Origin of the sequence: Lacticaseibacillus sp. 53-4, assembly GCF_016861805.1 — a bacterium.
Classification (GTDB): Bacteria; Bacillota; Bacilli; order Lactobacillales; family Lactobacillaceae; genus Lacticaseibacillus.
In genome coordinates, this window is record NZ_BOLT01000019.1 from 1 (window position 1) to 17161 (window position 17161).

Consider the following 17161-nt stretch of genomic DNA (forward strand, 5'->3'; position numbering starts at 1 on the left):
TACCGATGCATGGCGTAACAGCCTAGACCACTATCAAGAATTCGTTATCATCGTTGCACTTGACTTGAAAATTGAGGCAGAGTTGTCGTTCAGCTTTGTTGCTTTAACGATGAAGCCTGGCATTGCAAGCGTCATTGTGAGAATTAACGTTGGAAGAGTGAAACTTATCTCCTTCGAGAAGAACGTTCCCCTTCAGATGAATAATCTGGTGGTTTTGCGCGGGGTATGTAACCGATTACACAACAAATGTACGCCTAAGTAGGTGAATGTCAATAAGTGTGAATTGCTCTTAGAGTAACGTTCCCTTGATAATTAACTTTTTTACCTCCAGCAGAGTTCCCCCTATTTTTTAATTTCATAGACGTCGCAGTGGCGATTGCGAACCGCTAATGTAATATATATTTGGCATCTGCTTGATCAGGTCGTATACTGATGACGAGGGATAATGGATGAAAAATGAACGCATGCGCGCCGCGCGCACTGCCCGTGATCTGACGCAGGCCGAGCTGGCTCAACGGATCGGCGTGACGCGGCAAACCATTGGGGCCATTGAAAAAGGGGACTACAATCCCACCATTCAGCTTTGCCTGCGGATCTGCAAGGCGTTGGGCAAAACGCTGGACGACTTGTTCTGGGAAGACTGACGCATTAATCGGGAGGTCAAGCTGATGTTTGATGAGAGACAACACCTGCTTCGGTTGCGTGGATTCACCGGCGGCTTTTGGCTGCTGCTCGGACTGCTTGGCCTAAATGGCGCGGCCTCCGCGTTAGTCGGGCATCCAGTCGTGGCTGATCAGGGCACTTTGACTCTGCTGGTCTTTTTTCTGACCATGGTGGCAGTGATCATCTACGACATCTTCACCGGCGCGTATTTGAAGCCTAGTGAGAGCACTCGCATTTTGCTGCTGCTGGGCGGCATCGGCATCATTGAGCTCTTGATCACGGGTCAAGACTATTGGTGGAAGATGACGCTGCATTACGGGGAGCCGCTGGTCGTCCGGGGACAGCTGACGCGCGCTGCTGTCGCCGCGCTGGTGCCCTGGTGTTTCATCTTGATCGGGGCCGCTGCGTTAATTCAATGGTGGCGCGAGCGATCCGGCAGGGTTAAATAGCGCGTGAGGCTGCTGAAGCGATTCAGCAGCCTTTTTTGACCAAATTTGATCGCGGTCAAGGGTCGCCATTATTTTCTCGTTATCGTTATGTAAACTAGTGACAATATTGGCCGAAGCGTGTAAAGTGTTAGCTAGACTGTACCCTCGGAGGTAGACATGGAAAGCTGGTTATTCCTTGGCGCGGTGTTCGGCATCGCCGCCCTGTCGAAAAACAAGGCCCTGATGATCGGCGTCGGGTTCGTGATGCTGCTCAAGCTGGTGCCGGTGCTGCATCCGCTGCTGAAGCTGATGCAGGCCCAAGGCATCAACTGGGGCGTCACGATCATTTCGGCGGCCATCATGGTGCCGATCGCGACCGGTGAGATCACGGTCCAAGATTTGGTGAACGTGATGAAGACGCCGGCGGGCTGGATCGCCATCGCGATGGGCATTCTGGTCGCGGTGCTGTCGTCAAAAGGGGTCGGCCTGCTTGCCGGCAATCCCGAAATGACGGTCGCGCTGGTGTTTGGGACAATCCTGGGCGTGGTGTTCCTCAAGGGCATCGCGGCCGGGCCGGTGATTGCCAGCGGGATGACGTACGTGATCCTCAGCGTGTTTAACTTGATGCCAACGCATTAAAGGAGAAAATGATGAATTTTAACGGGCAAATTATTGACGCGACGGTTTCAGACCTTAATGAGACCCAGGTGTTTGTGCAGTACCAAGGCGTGACGATGAGCGTTGATGCTGCCGAGTTTGAAACGCAGCCTGCCGTGGGCGACGAACTGCACGGTTTCGCGTACGAAAATAAAAGCGGTGCGGACCGCTTTACGACCAAGCTGCCCGAGGTGGGTTACGACCGTTACGCCTTTGGCACAGTCGTTGACGTGCGCAAGGATCTGGGGGTGTTCATCGATATCGGTCTGCCTGACAAGGACCTGGTCCTGTCGTTGGACGACCTGCCAGAGCTGCGCAAACTGTGGCCGGCCAAGGGCGATCGCCTGATGGTGTCGATGCACATCGACAAGGAGCACCGGCTCTGGGCCAAGCTGGCGGACATGAACATGTTCCAGGCCGTGGCCAACCAGGCCAAGCCCGCAATGATGAACGAGGACGTCACCGCCACGGTGTACGCGCTGCGCCTGTCTGGGACCCATGTCATCACCGATGACTATTATCTGGGCTTCATTCACCCCAGCGAGCGCGAGCAGGAGCCGCGGCTCGGCGAGGTCGTGCACGGCCGCGTGATCGGCGTGCGCGACGATGGGACCTTGAACCTGTCGCTGCGCCCGCGCGCTTACGAGGAGATTGGCGACGATGCCGCGATGATCCTGGCCTTCATCGACCACGACCCGAGCAAGTCAATCCCGTACACCGATAAAAGTGATCCGGACGCCATCAAGATGACGTTTGGTATCAGCAAGGGCGCCTTCAAGCGCGCCTTGGGGCACCTGCTGAAGGCGCGCCTGATTGTTGAAGAAAATGGAGTGACCCGTCGTGCCGACCAAAAGTGAACAAGCGCGCGCCGATCTGATCGGGGATTTTGTACACTACCTGGACATCGAGCGCGGTTTAGCCAAAACGACGCAGGCCAGCTACCGTCAGGACCTGGTCGAATTCACCGCCTGGGTCAACCAGCAAAAGTTGCCAAGTTTTCCGGAAGACCTCGCTTCGATTCAGGCCTTCCTGGCGACGCAGGCGCAGGTCAAGGCCGCGACGTCGCAGAGTCGGATGATTTCGGCCATGCGCAAGTTTTACCGGTACCTCCTGCGCGAAGAGCGCGTGAAGGTCGATCCGATGGCGCTGGTCGACTCACCCAAGCCCGCCAAGCACCTGCCGGCGACGCTGAACGGGCCGGAGATCGACGCGCTGATGGCCGCGCCCGACGTCAACAAGCCACTGGGGCTGCGCGACCGGGCGATTTTTGAGCTGATGTACGCGACCGGGCTGCGGGTCTCCGAGGTGGTCAACTTGCGGCTGGACCAGCTGCACCTGAGTTTGAACCTGCTGGAAGTCACCGGGAAGGGCGACAAGCAGCGCATTGTGCCGGTGTCGCCGCAGGCCGTCGACTGGGTCAATCAGTACCTGCATGACAGCCGGCCGCGCCTGATCAAAAGCGGCAAGCCCAGCGTCGTGTTCGTCAATTTTCACGGCCATCAGCTGACGAGGCAGGGCATCTGGAAGAACCTCAAGGCCTACATTGCCGACCTCGGTATCCAAAAGGACGTCACGCCGCACACACTGCGCCACAGTTTTGCCACGAACTTGCTGGAAAACGGCGCGGACCTGCGGGTGGTGCAGGAGCTTCTTGGCCATGCCGACATCTCCACGACCCAGATCTACACGCACCTGTCCAACAAGAAAATCATGACCGTGTACCATCAGACCCATCCGCGCGGGTGAGTACAAACCCGCCTCGACGGGGAATTTGTTCGCCCTCTTAAGATATGGTAAAGTATCCTAGAGTGTAGTTAATCTGTGGAGGCAATCATGCTAACCAAGTATAAGAATGATTATGCCAAGATCGCGATGGGCTTTTTGTCGTTCATTCCCGACCTGAAGGACATTGATCATCTCAGAACCGAACTGACGCTGTACACGGCGGACAATTCGCATGTGCTGTACCTGTACCGCGAAGCTCCTGGGGAGGACTTCGAAGGGGTCGTCGGCGTGGAGCTGGGCGAAGACTACGTGATGCTGCGGCATCTGTCGCTTTCGCCGGCAGTGCGCTCCGACGAGACGCGGTTTGCGGTGCTGCGCGATTTGTGTGCCGAGTACCCGGATAAGAAACTGATGGGCACGATGGACAACGCCAGCCTGATCGCCGCGTTTTCGAAGCATAGAAAAGAGGATCACGATGGCACTGACGTTGGTGCTGAATGACTTTTCTGGGCCGCTTGACCTGCTTTGGCACCTGATTCGGACCAATGAAGTCGATATTTACGATATTCCGATCGCAGAGATCACTAGCCAATACCTGGCTTACCTGCATGACATGCAGACAGCCCGGCTGGACGTGGCTGGTGATTATTTTGTTATGGCCGCCAGTCTCATGGCGATGAAAAGCAAAATGCTGCTGCCTCAGCCCGAACCGGATCCTGAGGACGAGGACGCCGAGTACGAAGATCCCCGCGCGGGACTGGTCGCCCAGCTGTTGACCTACCAGGTCTACCAAGAGGCGGCCGAACAGCTGCGGGAGCGGGAAACGGCGCGCTCTCAGTCCTATGCCAAGCCTGAGTCCCTGCCCGGCGCCGACGTTCAGGTGCCGATGCGGCCGGGCTCGGTCAAGCTGAACGACATCAGCCGCGCAATGGCGGCGGTGGTCGCGCGGCAGCTGGCAACTAAAACGACGATTGCGCACATCGAAGCGGAGCCGATTTCGGTGGAAAAGCGCATTGCCGAGGTGCTCAAACAAATCGAGGAAGTCGGCAGCTGCCGCTTTGACGCGCTGGTCGCGGTCAATACGGTGGATGGCGTGGTCACCACCTTTTTGGCGATTTTGACGCTGATGAAGGCGGATCAGATCATCTGCGAGCAGTCCGGGCCGTTTGCGCCCATCACCGTGATGAAGAAGGAGGCCGCCTGATGCAGCCTGTGATCGAAGCCATTTTGTACACCGCTGGGGAAGCGGGCGTTGCGCTGAGCGATTTTGCCCAGCTGCTCAACATTTCACCGGCCGCTATGCGCCAGCAGCTGGCCACGTTTGGGCAGGGGCTGGCAGACGATATCAGTCGCGGGCTGATGCTGCAAAGCGCCGACGACCGGTATTATCTGTTGACCAAGCCGGAATACGCAGGCGCCTTGAAGCAGTACTTCGCCGGCCCGCCGCATACCGGGTTGTCTAACGCCGCGCTGGAGGTGCTGGCGATCATCGCCTACCAGCAGCCCATCACGCGCCTGGAAATCGACGACGTGCGCGGGGTGCAAAGCTCCGGCGCCTTGACGACCCTGGCCTCGCGGCAGCTGATCAAGGAGGCCGGGCGCAAGGACGCGCCAGGGCGGCCGATTTTGTACGCCACCACGCCGTTTTTCCTGGACTACTTCGGCCTGCACACCCTAGATGACCTGCCGCCGTTGGATGAGGCCAAGGCCGACCCGACTGAGGTCGACTTGTTCACCGATTTTCGTAACACTTTGCCGGACAGTGCGGCAGATGACGCCCAGTCGGCGCCGTCAGATTCAGAAGCTGCACCAACTGAGGCCACTGACGCGAAGTCAGAGGAAGGATCCAACCATGCCAAGTAAAACCAATGAAGAACGCCTGCAAAAGGCTATCGCTAACGCCGGGGTGGCATCGCGCCGCCACGCTGAGGAGCTGATCGCCGGCGGCCACGTCACCGTTAACGGTGAGGTCGTCACGCAAATGGGCGTCAAAGTCACCAGCCAGGACGCGATCGAAGTTGACGGGGTGCCGCTGAACCAGGAAGAGCAGAAGCAGTACTTCGTGTTCTACAAGCCCCGCGACGTGATCTCGGCCGTGACCGATGACAAGGGCCGCCGCACTGTCACGGACTTTTTTGAGGACGTCAAGGAGCGCATTTACCCCGTCGGCCGGCTCGACTGGGACGCGTCCGGGCTGCTCATCATGACCAACGACGGCGATTTTGCCAACATGCTGATGCACCCGTCTTATAAAGTGGAGAAGAAGTACGTCGTTAAAGTGCAGGGCATTCCGACTCGTGACAAGCTGATGCCGCTGAAAGACGGTCTCGTAGTGGACCACAAGAAGTTGGCGCCGGCGCGCTTCAAGCAAATCAGCTCAGACAAGCTGAAAAATACCGCCATCATCCAGCTGACCATCCATCAAGGCATCAACCACCAGGTCAAAAAGATGTTCAAGGCGATCGGCTATCCGGTCATGAAACTGGCGCGCGAGCAGTACGGCCCGCTGACGCTGGAAGGCCTGCAGCCCGGCGAGTACCGGCCCCTGAAGCGCGAGGAGATCCACGCCCTTGAAGCGCTGGCGCAAAAAGGTTGACAAGCGCTTACATGTGTGGTTATAATTTGTAAGTACTAAAAATTAAATACTGGTTCGTCTTCAGGGGCAGGGTGAAATTCCCGACCGGCGGTGATAGTCCGTGAACCGTGCATGTGCACGGCCGACTTGGTGGAAATCCGAGACCGATAGTATAGTCTAGATAAACGAAGATGGGGCTTATTTTGAATCGACATTCAAGCTAAGGCCTGTTTACCCCCTGGGTAAATGGGTCTTTTTTCGCGCCTTGGCGCAGGCCTCTCTGAAGCAACCACATGGAGGGATATTTCATGTCTGGTTCTAGAGTTCACCGTTTAGTCGGGATCGCATTGCTGTCGGCGGTCGGGTTTGTCTTAATGATGTACCTGGCGTTTCCGATTCTCCCGATGTTTCCGTTTCTCAAGTTGGACCTGTCCGACTTGCTGGTGCTGCTTGGCGGCCTGCTGTACGGCCCAACCGGCGGCATCATGGTCGCGTTTGTCCGCTCGCTGCTCCACTTTGTGCTCACCGGCGGCGGCATTGTCAATTTGATCGGTGACTTGGCGGCGTTCATCGCCTCGGTCGGCTTCATGCTGCCGGTGGTGATGACCATGAAACCCAAGAGCGGCCTGGGTCGCGAGGTCTCTGGCCTGGCGCTTGGCACGCTGAGTTTGACCGTGATCATGAGCCTGCTCAACTGGGTGATCATCATGCCGATGTACCTGGCGGTGATGAGCTTCCCGCTGGGGATGTCCGTGACCCGCTACGTGCTGATTGGCGTCGTGCCGTTCAACCTGATTAAAGGCGCGGTGGTGTCGGTCGTGTTCTTCGCCATCGCCAAGGCTTTGATGCCGTGGTTGGAAAAGCAGCGCGCCCAGCAGCAGGCCACCCACTTACAGTAATTGAGGTAAACGAAAAGTCATCGCCGGCAGACGATGACTTTTTTGATGCGCTAATTCAGGTTGAAGACACGCTCGGCGTTGCGATGCGCAATGGCCTCGCGCTGGCTGACGGAAAGCTTGGCGTCAGTCAGGAAGGTCGCGGCGCTTTCCGGCTGCTTGTATGGGTAGTCAATCGAGTACAGGATGTGCTCAGCGCCCACTTCTTCCAGCAGGAAGTTCAGTTGCGGCTGACTCAGGATGCCGCTTGGCGTCACATAAACATTGTCCCGGTAGTAAGCGGAGAAGTGCCGCTTGAGCCCGGCATACTGGTCCAGCTCGTCATCCAGGCGTTCCAGGAACATCGGGACCAGTTCGCCCCAGTGACCGGATACCAGCTTGAGGTTGGGCAGCTTGTCAAAAATCCCTGACAGGATCATGCGCATCACCTGAATGCCGACGTCCATGTGCCAGCCGTAACCGGCACTGCCGAAGATCCCGGACACGACTTCGGACCAGTGGTCGCTTTCAAAGTAGTGCTGGGTGATGACCGGCGGTACAAACGACGGGTGGAAGTACACCGGCACGTTGAGGTCGGCGGCCGCCTGAAAAATCGGGAAGAAGAACGGGTCATCAAAGAATTTGCCGGCGTAATTGCCTTTGAGCAGGACGCCTTTAAGGCCGAGCTGTTCAACTGCCCGGTGCAGTTCCTGGGCGGCTGCTTCCGGATCGCCAACTGGCAATACGGCCAAGCCGGCGTAACGCGTCGGGGCGACTTGAATGGCTTTGGCCAGCTCGTCATTGGCCAGCTGGCTCAGCGGCACCGCGTCCTTGGGGTCGAGGTTTTGCGGCTGGGCATTGCCATACGAGAGGACCTGCATATCGATGTCATAGCGGTCCATGAATTCCAGCCGGTCCTTGGCCACGTCCTGCATGATGGCCGGTGTCGGCAGGGTCGTTTGCATGTAATGCGCCATTTCTGGACTGACGGTTGGCCGGCTTTGCTGACCGGCAGCGGCGGCCATGGCCTGGGTGACCTTGGCGGATTCAAAATGTTCCTCAACAGTGATGACTTTCATCATTTATCGACTCCTTTACTTGTTCATCGTTAGTATACGAGGCGAGAATCAATTAGCGGAACAGCTTTATGAAACAAAAGCGGCAAAAGGTGTCATTGCTGAAGAACAAAAACAGCCGGCACTTGGCCGACTGCGAAATCTATTTCTGTTTATCGTTGAACGGCTGCTCGCTGTGCTGTATCGCACCAGTCGGGCAGCGGCGGAAGGCAATTTTCAAATCGATCAAATCGGCCGGGTCGACCGGCTTGGTGCCGGTGTTGCCATCCGGGTGGTAGCTGGCGATGCCTTCGCTGTCGTAATCAAACAGCTGCGGCGCCAGCATTTGGCAGAGCCCGCAAGCAATGCAGGCAGCCCGGTCGACATGCGCGTATACTGGTTTCATAGACTCACTTCCGAGGGAAAAGATGTTAACAGATTTTGTGGTGCAATTATTTGATGACCAGCCGCGGCGCGAAACCGCGGTGTACATGCTGCTGAACGGCAAAAAGACGCTGTCGGTCTTATTTGCCGCGCTCCAGCATGGCCAGCTGCAATGGCTTCAGCTTTACCCTACGCTGGCGCGCAAGGATTTTCAAGCGGCGATCAAGCAGCTGACGGCAAGCGGCGCCTTGTCCAACACGGCTACTGGCCTCGTGCTGGCGGAGCCGCAGGCCAAGGCGGAGGCGGCCAAGCGGGTGGCGTTGCCCACGCATTTTCAGCCTTGGATGGGCGTGCGCGAGTTTGAGCTGCGCCTGCTGCTGGGCGTGCAGGCGGTTTCCGAGGCCGCGTACCACAACAACCATTACCAGCCCGCAGTGCGGGACTGGGCGGTCCAGCAGTACGTGCGGCGCTGGTACGGCCAGGCGCGGCACGCCGATTTTGCCGGCGAACTCACGGCGGCCTTTGCCCTGCTGCCGGCCGCTTCGGCCAATCGGCTGGCCAAGCATCTGATCGGCCATGATTTTGTCGGCGGAGCGCAGGCCGAAAATCTGGCCGGCGAATTCAGGCACCTCGACGATTTGGCTCAGCTGGTGGCGCTGATCGCTGGTCACACTGACTGGCCAGCGCTGCAAAGCCTGTGGGGCGGCCGGGTGGCCCTGCTGTCGCCGAGCAACTATCGCGCCTGCCAGCTGATTGATGCCGGGCAGACCCGCGAGCAGGTGGGCCTTTCCCTGCACCTAAAGCCCAGCACCGTCAACGAGCACCTGCTGGCGGCCGCGATTTTTGGCTGGCAGCCGCCCATCCAGGCGCTCTATCCGCCCGCCTTGCTTCACGCGTTTGCGGCGGCGGATCCGCACGAGCAGGACTATCAGAAGTTGCTGGCCGCGCTGCCTGACGCCGAGTTTTTCCATGTGCGGCTGTTTCAAATCTTGAATCTGCAGGGGAGGTGGCCGCGTGGCTGACTTAAAGTCCTACTTAAACACTCAGTTTGGCTTCAACGACTTTCGGCCTGGCCAGGCGGAGATTATTCGGGCGGTCTTAAACGGCGAAGACGTGCTTGGCGTGCTGCCCACCGGCAGCGGGAAGACCTTGTGCTATCAGCTGCCGGGCCGTCTGCTCGACGGGCTGGTCGTGGTGGTCGAGCCGCTGTTGGCCTTGATGGAGGACCAGGTGGCCCGCCTTCAGGCCAGTGGCGAAAAGCGGGTGGTGTCGCTGTCCAGTCGGCTGCTGCCGGCCGACTTTAACCAAGTGCTGAACCATTTGGCCAGCGAAAAATTTGTGTTCCTGGCGCCCGAGACGCTGGGGCGCCCCGATGTGCTGGCGCAGCTGCGACGGCTTGCCGTCAGCCTGTTTGTCGTGGACGAGGCCCACTGCATCTCGCAGTGGGGGCCGGATTTTCGTCCGGCCTACTTGCAGCTCGGCCAGTTTCGCCGGGCCTTGCAGCCAGGCGCGACGCTGGCTTTGACGGCCACCGCGCCGCTGAAGGTGCAGCAAGACATCATCCAGGGACTGAACTTGACGCAGCCGAAGCGCCTGATCACCTCGGTCGACCGGCCAAACTTGTTCATGGGCTTTGAAACGGTCGAAGGCCCCAAGCAAAAACAGGCCCGGGCGCTGGCAGTGGTCCAGCAGGTGCAAGGACCGAAGATCTTGTATTTTGACCGCAAGAAAGAGGCGGAGCGTTATGCTCAGCTGCTGCAGGCGCAAGGCATTGCCGCGGCGTTTTACCACGCCGGGCTGGCCACCCTGGAGCGCGACCGGATCCAGCGGCAGTTCATGGCCAACCAGCTGGCAGTGATCTGTGCGACCAGCGCGTTTGGCATGGGCATCGATAAGCCCGATGTGCGCTTAGTGCTTTACCTGCACCTGCCGGAATCGCTTGAAGCCTATTCGCAGGGCATCGGCCGCGCCGGCCGCGACGGGCAAAAGTCGGCGACGCTGGTGCTGCTTGAGCCGAACGACCTGAACCGTGCTGGCCAGTTTGCCGCCAGCCTGCCGGACCAGCAGCTGATCGAGACCATTTTCAAACACCCCAGTGCCTACACCGACTTCGACGATCCGCAAGTGGCCCTGATCGAGGCCTACATTCAGGCCGGCTTCACGCAAGCGCAGGTGGAAGCCCAGCTGGCTTCGCGGCGTGGGGAGAAGCAGAAGAGCTTTGAGGCCATCGCGGCCCTTGCGACCACCAGCGAGTGCAAGCGGACCACGCTGCTGCGGCATTTTGACTCCACCGGCGCTGCCCACACCGACTTTTGCTGCGGCGCACTGACGGCCGTGGTGGTCGCTCAGCTGGCCCCGGGGGCCGCGGTCAAACCCCGCCAATCCCAGGATTGGCAACAAATTTTCGCGCGTATCTTTAAACAGAATTAAAAATCGACGTGATTAAATATGATACAATAGCTCTAGTATGCAAGGAGGACCGTTTCAATGAATAAGAAAACCGATCACAAACAGCCTGATGACGCGGACAAGAGCCAACCGTGGAATAAGCAGTTCGAAGACGATCGCGATGACGAGGGCAACCTTTCCCGAGTCGCGACGCGCAAAAAATCTCGCGGTACCAGGGTGCTTCAGTACGTCTTATGGGGCCTGATCGCCTTGTTCATTATCGTGCCGGTGGCTTATAACGCGATTTCCAGCAACTCCAGTAATAATAATAGCAATGATAAAATTGCTGTTTCCAGCGGCAGTAAGAAGTCGAGCTCAAGCACCAGCAGCAAGAAGAAAAAGCACCGCGCCTCCAGCAGCAAATCGAGCAGCCAGTCATCGAGCAGTACACAGCCGGCCAGCTCAAGCAGCACGGCTTCCAGCAGCACGCCGGCAAGCAGCTCATCCAGCGTTGCCTCCTCGAGCAGCGCGTCATCCAGCTCTAGCACGGCGGCGGGTTACTACACCGTCAAGCAAGGGGATAACGCTTATCGTATCGCGGTTAACCACGGCATTTCGCTCAGCCAATTCTACCAGTGGAACGGTCAAGGCACCTTGACCCCTGGCAAATCAGTGCGAATCAAATAAGAATTCAGTGAGTCGAGGCGAACCCTCGGCTCTTTTTTGGGTATAATGACTGCAGTAAGCGGCGCGGGGGCTGCCCCAAGCCAGCGAGGAGGAGTTTTCAGTATGCAGATTGCCATTGACGGCCCGGCGGGGTCGGGCAAAAGCACCATTGCCAAGTTAGTCGCCACCAAGTTGGGGTTCATCTACTGTGACACCGGGGCGATGTATCGCACGGCTACCGTCATGGCCAAGCAAAAGGGCATCGACTACGGGGATGAGGCCGCGATCATGGCCGCACTGCGCGGGCTGGACATCACTTTCAAGCCCAGTCCAGACGGCCAGCTGGTCTTCATGGCTGGCCAGGACGTGACCTTGGCCATTCGCCAGGAGGAAACCACCAACAACGTCAGCCAGGTATCGGCACTGCCCAAGGTGCGCGAGGAAATGGTCCGCCGCCAGCGCGAAATTGCAGCCAATCACGATATTGTGATGGACGGGCGCGACATCGGCACGACCGTGTTGCCTGACGCCGAGGTGAAAATTTACATGGTCGCCTCGGTCGCGACGCGCGCCCAGCGCCGGTACAAGGAAAACGTGGAAAAGGGCATCATGACGCCGGTTGCCAAGCTGGAAGAAGAGATTGCCGAGCGCGACCGCAAGGACTCGACGCGCGCGGTTTCGCCGCTGCGCAAAGCGGCCGATGCCGTCGAAATCGATTCCAGCCACATGACAATCGATGACGAGGTGCAAACCATCATTGACATTGTCAACAAAAAGCGGTTAAAAACGCAAAACTAAATGTTGGTATTTTGCCCCGTATCGGGTACAATAGATTAAGTATGACAGTCGTATAGGAGGAATTTTCTGGCATGAGTGAAAAGAATGAGTCAAGCGAAAACACCGAAACAATGGCGGACGCGCTGAAGAGCGTTGAAACTGTTCACATCGGCGACACCGTAAAAGGTGAAGTATTAGCAGTCGAAGACAAGCAACTGGTTGTAGGGATCGAGGGCACCGGCGTTGAGGGTGTCGTTCCTCTTAAAGAGTTATCCACTCAGCCAATCGATGACATCAACTCGGTTGCTAAAGTCGGCGACAAGCTCGACCTGGTCGTGATCTCCACGATCGGCAAGGACAAGGAAAACGGTCAGTACCTGCTTTCCAAGCGTCGCCTCGAAGCCCAAAAGGTTTGGAAAGACATCCAGGCCAAGGCCGATGCCGGTGAGACCATCACCGCACCAGTCACATCCGTCGTTAAAGGCGGCTTGGTCGTTAACGCCGGCGTGCGTGGGTTCGTCCCAGCAAGCATGGTTTCCGACCACTTCGTTGAAGACCTGTCTCAGTACAAGGGTCAGGAACTGGAATTCAAGATCATCGAGATCGAGCCAAGCGAAAACCGCTTGATCTTGTCTCACCGTGCGATTGTTGAAGCCGGCAAGGCTGAAGCTCGCAAGGAGATCTTTGCGAAGATCCAGCCTGGCGACACGGTTGAAGGCAAGGTTGCCCGGCTCACCAACTTTGGTGCGTTCGTTGACCTTGGCGGCGTCGATGGTCTGGTCCACGTGTCCGAAATCAGTTTCGATCACGTTGACAAGCCAAGCGACGTGCTGAAGGTTGGTCAGGACATCAAGGTCAAGGTTTTGGCCGTTGATCCTGATCGCAACCGCATCAGCCTGTCCATCAAGGCGACGTTGCCGCAGCCTTGGGATGACATCGAAGAAAAGGCACCGGCCGGCTCTGTTCTGACCGGGACTGTTAAGCGCCTGACCAGCTTCGGCGCATTTGTTGAAGTCTTCCCTGGCGTTGAGGGTCTGGTTCACATTTCCCAGATTTCTCACGAGCACATTGCAACGCCTCAGGATGTTCTGAGCGAAGGGCAAGAGATTCAGGTCAAGGTTTTGTCTGTTGACCCAGATCAGCACCGTCTGGCGCTGTCCATCAAAGCGCTGACCGAAGCGCCTGAAGGCAGCAGCGACGATCGCCCACGCAGCAACGGCGGCAACAATAACCGCGGTGGCAACAGTCGTGGCGGCGATCGCGGTGGCCGTCGTGGCGGCCGCAGCGAACACACTCAGATTCCGGCTGAATATCAGCAGGACGATTCAGGCTTCTCAATGGGCGATTTGCTCGGCGACGCGCTGAAGAACCTGAGCACGCCGAACGATGAGAAGGACGACAAAGACAACAAGTAAGCAATTGCTTTTTGGCCGAGGCAGAGATGCCTCGGTTTTTATATGTAAGGTGCGAAGGTGCGCAGGCTTGGCGTACTTAGCCTGACGATTAGCCGCTACGCATGTCAGACTGTACGCCATGAACGGCTACAGTCTGATCATAGCCCAAGGCATTGCCGCCGTATTTTGGCGGCGAGTCCTTGGGCGTAGCTAAGCGCTCAGGCGTTGATCAGCCTGTACGAGCAAAGCGAGCTACAGGGTGACGTGCGTTAGCTGCCAAGCCGTAGCCCGATTAGATGAGGTGCGCACTTGGTCGCACCTCCAAACGCGAGGGCCCCATTACCTGAAGGGGTCCGGTTTTATAGAAAGGGAAGATAATTCTATGGTACTCCCCACATTAGCAATCGTCGGCCGGCCCAATGTCGGCAAATCGACGATTTTTAACCGCATGATCGGCGAGCGTGTCTCAATCGTCGAAGACACCCCAGGTGTGACCCGGGACCGGATCTACGCCAAGGCCGAATGGCTGGGCAGGCAATTTGCCCTGATCGACACCGGCGGGATCGACATCGGCGACGAGCCGTTTTTGCAGCAGATCTCGGACCAGGCGGAAATCGCCATCGATGAGGCCGACGTGATCCTGTTTCTGACCAGTGTCGAAGCCGGCGTCACCGACGCCGACGAGCGCGTGGCGCAGATCCTCTACAAGGCAGACAAGCCGGTGGTGCTCGCCGTTAACAAGGTCGATAACCCGGAGCGGCGCAACGACATTTACGACTTTTATAGTCTGGGCTTTGGCGAGCCGTACCCGCTGTCTGGGAGCCATGGCATTGGCCTGGGCGACGTGCTGGACGCGGTGTTTGCCGCGTTTCCTGACGAAGGCCAGGACACTGAGGACGACTCGATCAAGTTTTCCTTCATTGGCCGGCCGAATGTCGGCAAGTCTTCGCTGGTCAATGCCATCCTGGGCGAAGAACGGGTCATTGTCAGCCCCATCGAGGGCACGACACGTGATGCGATCGACACCAAGTTCGAGCACGGCGGCCAGGAGTTCACCATGATCGACACCGCCGGGATCCGCAAACGCGGCAAGGTGTATGAAAGCACGGAAAAATACGCCGTCATGCGCGCGTTGCGGGCAATCGACCGCTCCGATGTGGTGTTGGTGGTGCTGGATGCGGAAACCGGGATTCGCGAGCAGGATAAAAAGGTTGCCGGGTACGCACACGAAGCCGGCCGCGGGATCATCATCGTGGTCAACAAGTGGGACACGCTAAAAGAGAAAGATAACCACACGATTCAGGAATTTGAACAGCACGTGCGAGACGAATTCCAGTACCTGGACTACGCACCGATCGTTTTTGTATCAGCAAAGACGCATCAGCGCCTGACAAACCTGCCGGCAATGATCCAGACGGTTTCAGAAAATCAGAATCGCCGCATTCAGAGTGCTGTACTCAACGACGTTTTGCTCGATGCGCTGGCGGTCACGCCGACGCCGACAATCAACGGCAAGCGCCTGCGCATTTACTACATGACGCAGGTGGCCGTCAAACCCCCGACATTCGTGGTTTTCGTCAACGATCCGGACCTGCTGCACTTCTCTTATGAGCGCTTTCTCATTAACCAGTTGCGCAAGACGTTCGATTTTGAGGGCACGCCGATTCATTTAATCGCCAGAAAGCGGAAATAACGGGGTTTACCCAAGCCCGAGAGTATCTGGTTCCTTTTCAGCGATATGTTTTCATATCCCTTCTACTTTTTTGATGATAATGGGAAAAAACCTTGCTACGCCGGGGTTTGTGTGTTATCTTGAAAATTGAAATGGTGATACCGGTTTATCATTGTTTCCTCATTCTTGGAAACCAAGATTGGGTATTTGGGTGATTGACCCAAATCTATACGGAGGTGAATAGATCATGGCAAATAAAGCAGAATTGATCGAAAATGTTGCAACTTCAACCGGCTTGACAAAGAAGGATGCAACGGCAGCTGTAGATGCAGTATTTAGCTCCATCCAGGCTTCCTTGGCTAAAGGCGAGAAGGTTCAACTGATCGGCTTTGGTAACTTCGAAGTACGCGAACGCGCTGCTCGTAAGGGCCGCAACCCGCAAACTGGCGCAGAGATCAAGATCCCTGCATCAAAAGTACCTGCATTCAAGCCTGGTAAGGCACTCAAGGACGCTGTTAAGTAGTCTCCTTGGAGCAATGATAGGTTTATCGAAACGGGTTCGAACACTAGTTGTTCGAGCCCGTTTTTTCAGGAGGTAGTTATGAGCTATTCTGAGCAGATGCTCCAAGCCCTCGAGCAGGGTAAGATGGAAGAGTCGCGCAACTTGTTTCAGTCCGTCTTAAAGCACGACGACGACGAAACCAAGTTCAACCTGGCCGGCGAATTATACGCGCTAGGCTTCACCGGGCAGGCCAAGCGGCTTTACCAAGAGCTGATGGGCAAGTACCCGGATGAAGATGAGATCAAAACGGCGCTGGCCGACATTGCCGTGGGTGATGGCGACACTGATGAGGCGCTCAACCTGCTGGCCAAGGTCACGCCAGACTCCGACGCGTACCCGCAGGCGCTGCTGGCCGAAGCGGACGTCTACCAGACCCAGGGCCTGTATGAAGTCGCCGAGCAGAAGCTGCTGGAGGCCCAGCGGCTGGTGCCGGACGAGCCGGTGGTCACGTTTGCCTTAGGGGAGTTGTACTTCGCCTGGGGCCGAGATGATCAGGCCGCGCTCGCGTATTCTCAGCTGATCAACGCCGGTGTGGACTCACTGGCCCATGTCGACATCAAAGCCCGTTACGCGGCCACGCTGGGCCATCTGGGGCAGTATGAGGACGCAGTGGCCGTGTACGAAGATGTGGGGGTCGCGAAACTGAATCCTGACAGCCTGCTTCAGCTGGGCAGCTTGTACAGCCAGCTGGATCAACCCAAAGACGCGATCGAAACGCTGACGGGCCTGATCGAAGGCGACCCGTCCTTTGCTAACGCCTACCTGCCGCTGGCCATGGCCCAGCAGAAAAACGGCGACGAGGCGGCGGCCCTGACCACCGTTCAAAAAGGCATCGAGCAGGACGCCACCAACCCCGAGCTTTTCGCCTTGGGGGCCAGCCTGGCGATCAAGGAAGAGAACCTGGAGCTGGCCGAAAGCTACCTGAAAAAGGCGCGTGCCATTGATCCGGAAAACCAGGCCGTTGCACTGTCCTGGAGCAACCTGCTGCTGGCCCAGCACAAAGACGAAGACAACGTGGCCTTTTTGGAGGCACTGGACAAGTCCGACGAGGTCGATCCGCAAATTTACTGGAATCTGGCGAAAAGCTACGACCGGTTGGATGACGTCGCTAAGGCCCGGGAGAATTACCTGCTGGCATTTAACGCGCTGCAAGGATCCGCGGATTTTCTGCACGACATCATCGACTTCTTCCAGTCCACCGGCGCCACAGCCGAGTTGAAAGCGGCTTTGACCCGGTACCTGAAGTTGGTGCCGGATGACGTCGAGATGCAGGATCGGCTCGATGAGCTGACCGACGAAACGCAGGACTAAAATAAGCCTTCCGCTTGCAGCGGAAGGCT

21 protein-coding genes and 1 riboswitch are annotated in these 17161 nt (G+C 57.4%); of the genes, 19 read left to right on the plus strand and 2 right to left on the minus strand.

The window, feature by feature from the left end; all coding sequences use genetic code 11:
- From JUF21_RS08295 to JUF21_RS08345, 11 genes are all read left to right on the plus strand, one after another.
- Positions 1-262: hypothetical protein (locus JUF21_RS08295; RefSeq protein WP_203663947.1), on the plus strand; the 262-nt coding region annotated here is incomplete at its 5' end.
- A gap of 187 nt (positions 263-449) precedes the next feature.
- Positions 450-644, plus strand: coding sequence for a helix-turn-helix transcriptional regulator (locus JUF21_RS08300; RefSeq protein ID WP_125754871.1), 195 nt, complete (start codon positions 450-452; stop codon positions 642-644).
- Positions 645-668: 24 nt separating this feature from the next.
- Positions 669-1112 (plus strand): hypothetical protein, encoded by a 444-nt coding sequence (locus JUF21_RS08305; RefSeq protein ID WP_203624727.1) that lies wholly within the window; start codon positions 669-671, stop codon positions 1110-1112.
- A 156-nt stretch (positions 1113-1268) separates the two neighbouring features.
- Complete coding sequence (locus JUF21_RS08310; protein ID WP_203624728.1) at positions 1269-1730, plus strand: DUF441 domain-containing protein; 462 nt, start codon at positions 1269-1271, stop codon at positions 1728-1730.
- An 11-nt stretch (positions 1731-1741) separates the two neighbouring features.
- On the plus strand, positions 1742-2605 hold the full coding sequence (locus JUF21_RS08315; protein WP_203624739.1) for a S1-like domain-containing RNA-binding protein: 864 nt from the start codon (positions 1742-1744) through the stop codon (positions 2603-2605).
- Positions 2589-3494: a site-specific tyrosine recombinase XerD gene (gene xerD / locus JUF21_RS08320; RefSeq protein ID WP_239061405.1), complete on the plus strand. Its 906-nt coding sequence runs from the start codon at positions 2589-2591 to the stop codon at positions 3492-3494. The genes JUF21_RS08315 and xerD overlap by 17 nt, the downstream gene beginning before the upstream one ends.
- Before the next feature lie 87 nt (positions 3495-3581).
- The gene (locus JUF21_RS08325) at positions 3582-3974 is read left to right on the plus strand and encodes an N-acetyltransferase (RefSeq protein WP_203624729.1); all 393 of its coding nucleotides are present in this window, start codon (positions 3582-3584) and stop codon (positions 3972-3974) included.
- A complete protein-coding gene (locus JUF21_RS08330; protein ID WP_203624730.1) occupies positions 3949-4677 on the plus strand; it encodes a ScpA family protein in 729 nt (242 codons plus the stop codon). The genes JUF21_RS08325 and JUF21_RS08330 overlap by 26 nt, the downstream gene beginning before the upstream one ends.
- Positions 4677-5336, plus strand: a complete 660-nt coding sequence (gene scpB, locus JUF21_RS08335; protein ID WP_203663955.1) for an SMC-Scp complex subunit ScpB — start codon at positions 4677-4679, stop codon at positions 5334-5336. Before JUF21_RS08330 ends, scpB begins: the two co-directional genes overlap by 1 nt.
- Positions 5326-6069 carry a pseudouridine synthase gene (locus tag JUF21_RS08340; RefSeq protein WP_203624732.1) on the plus strand — a complete coding sequence of 248 codons (744 nt, stop codon included), beginning with the start codon at positions 5326-5328 and terminating at the stop codon, positions 6067-6069. The genes scpB and JUF21_RS08340 overlap by 11 nt, the downstream gene beginning before the upstream one ends.
- A 52-nt stretch (positions 6070-6121) precedes the next feature.
- Positions 6122-6245, plus strand: a riboswitch (FMN riboswitch).
- Between the two features lie 111 nt (positions 6246-6356).
- A complete protein-coding gene (locus tag JUF21_RS08345; protein ID WP_203624733.1) occupies positions 6357-6947 on the plus strand; it encodes an ECF transporter S component in 591 nt (196 codons plus the stop codon).
- A gap of 50 nt (positions 6948-6997) precedes the next feature.
- Here JUF21_RS08345 and JUF21_RS08350 read toward each other — a convergent pair whose 3' ends face one another.
- A complete protein-coding gene (locus tag JUF21_RS08350) occupies positions 6998-8005 on the minus strand; it encodes an amidohydrolase family protein (protein ID WP_239061438.1) in 1008 nt (335 codons plus the stop codon).
- A 136-nt stretch (positions 8006-8141) separates the two neighbouring features.
- Positions 8142-8384 (minus strand): ferredoxin, encoded by a 243-nt coding sequence (locus tag JUF21_RS08355; protein WP_203624734.1) that lies wholly within the window; start codon positions 8382-8384, stop codon positions 8142-8144.
- Positions 8385-8406: 22 nt separating this feature from the next.
- On the opposite strand from JUF21_RS08355, the gene JUF21_RS08360 reads away from it, so the two are divergent.
- The 8 genes from JUF21_RS08360 (at position 8407) to JUF21_RS08395 (ending at position 17132) form a co-directional block, all read left to right on the plus strand.
- A complete protein-coding gene (locus JUF21_RS08360; protein WP_203624735.1) occupies positions 8407-9384 on the plus strand; it encodes a hypothetical protein in 978 nt (325 codons plus the stop codon).
- The gene (locus tag JUF21_RS08365) at positions 9377-10792 is read left to right on the plus strand and encodes an ATP-dependent DNA helicase RecQ (protein ID WP_203624736.1); all 1416 of its coding nucleotides are present in this window, start codon (positions 9377-9379) and stop codon (positions 10790-10792) included. The genes JUF21_RS08360 and JUF21_RS08365 overlap by 8 nt, the downstream gene beginning before the upstream one ends.
- Positions 10793-10849: 57 nt before the next feature.
- The gene (locus JUF21_RS08370) at positions 10850-11437 is read left to right on the plus strand and encodes a LysM domain-containing protein (RefSeq protein WP_203624737.1); all 588 of its coding nucleotides are present in this window, start codon (positions 10850-10852) and stop codon (positions 11435-11437) included.
- Positions 11438-11539: 102 nt separating this feature from the next.
- A complete protein-coding gene (gene cmk / locus JUF21_RS08375; RefSeq protein WP_125754885.1) occupies positions 11540-12214 on the plus strand; it encodes a (d)CMP kinase in 675 nt (224 codons plus the stop codon).
- A 71-nt stretch (positions 12215-12285) separates the two neighbouring features.
- Positions 12286-13608, plus strand: coding sequence for a 30S ribosomal protein S1 (gene rpsA / locus JUF21_RS08380; RefSeq protein WP_125754886.1), 1323 nt, complete (start codon positions 12286-12288; stop codon positions 13606-13608).
- 361 nt (positions 13609-13969) lie between these two features.
- The gene (gene der, locus JUF21_RS08385; RefSeq protein ID WP_125754887.1) at positions 13970-15280 is read left to right on the plus strand and encodes a ribosome biogenesis GTPase Der; all 1311 of its coding nucleotides are present in this window, start codon (positions 13970-13972) and stop codon (positions 15278-15280) included.
- Between the two features lie 226 nt (positions 15281-15506).
- Positions 15507-15782: an HU family DNA-binding protein gene (locus JUF21_RS08390; RefSeq protein WP_125584527.1), complete on the plus strand. Its 276-nt coding sequence runs from the start codon at positions 15507-15509 to the stop codon at positions 15780-15782.
- 78 nt (positions 15783-15860) lie between these two features.
- Complete coding sequence (locus JUF21_RS08395) at positions 15861-17132, plus strand: lipopolysaccharide assembly protein LapB (RefSeq protein WP_203624738.1); 1272 nt, start codon at positions 15861-15863, stop codon at positions 17130-17132.
- Positions 17133-17161 lie beyond the last annotated feature (29 nt).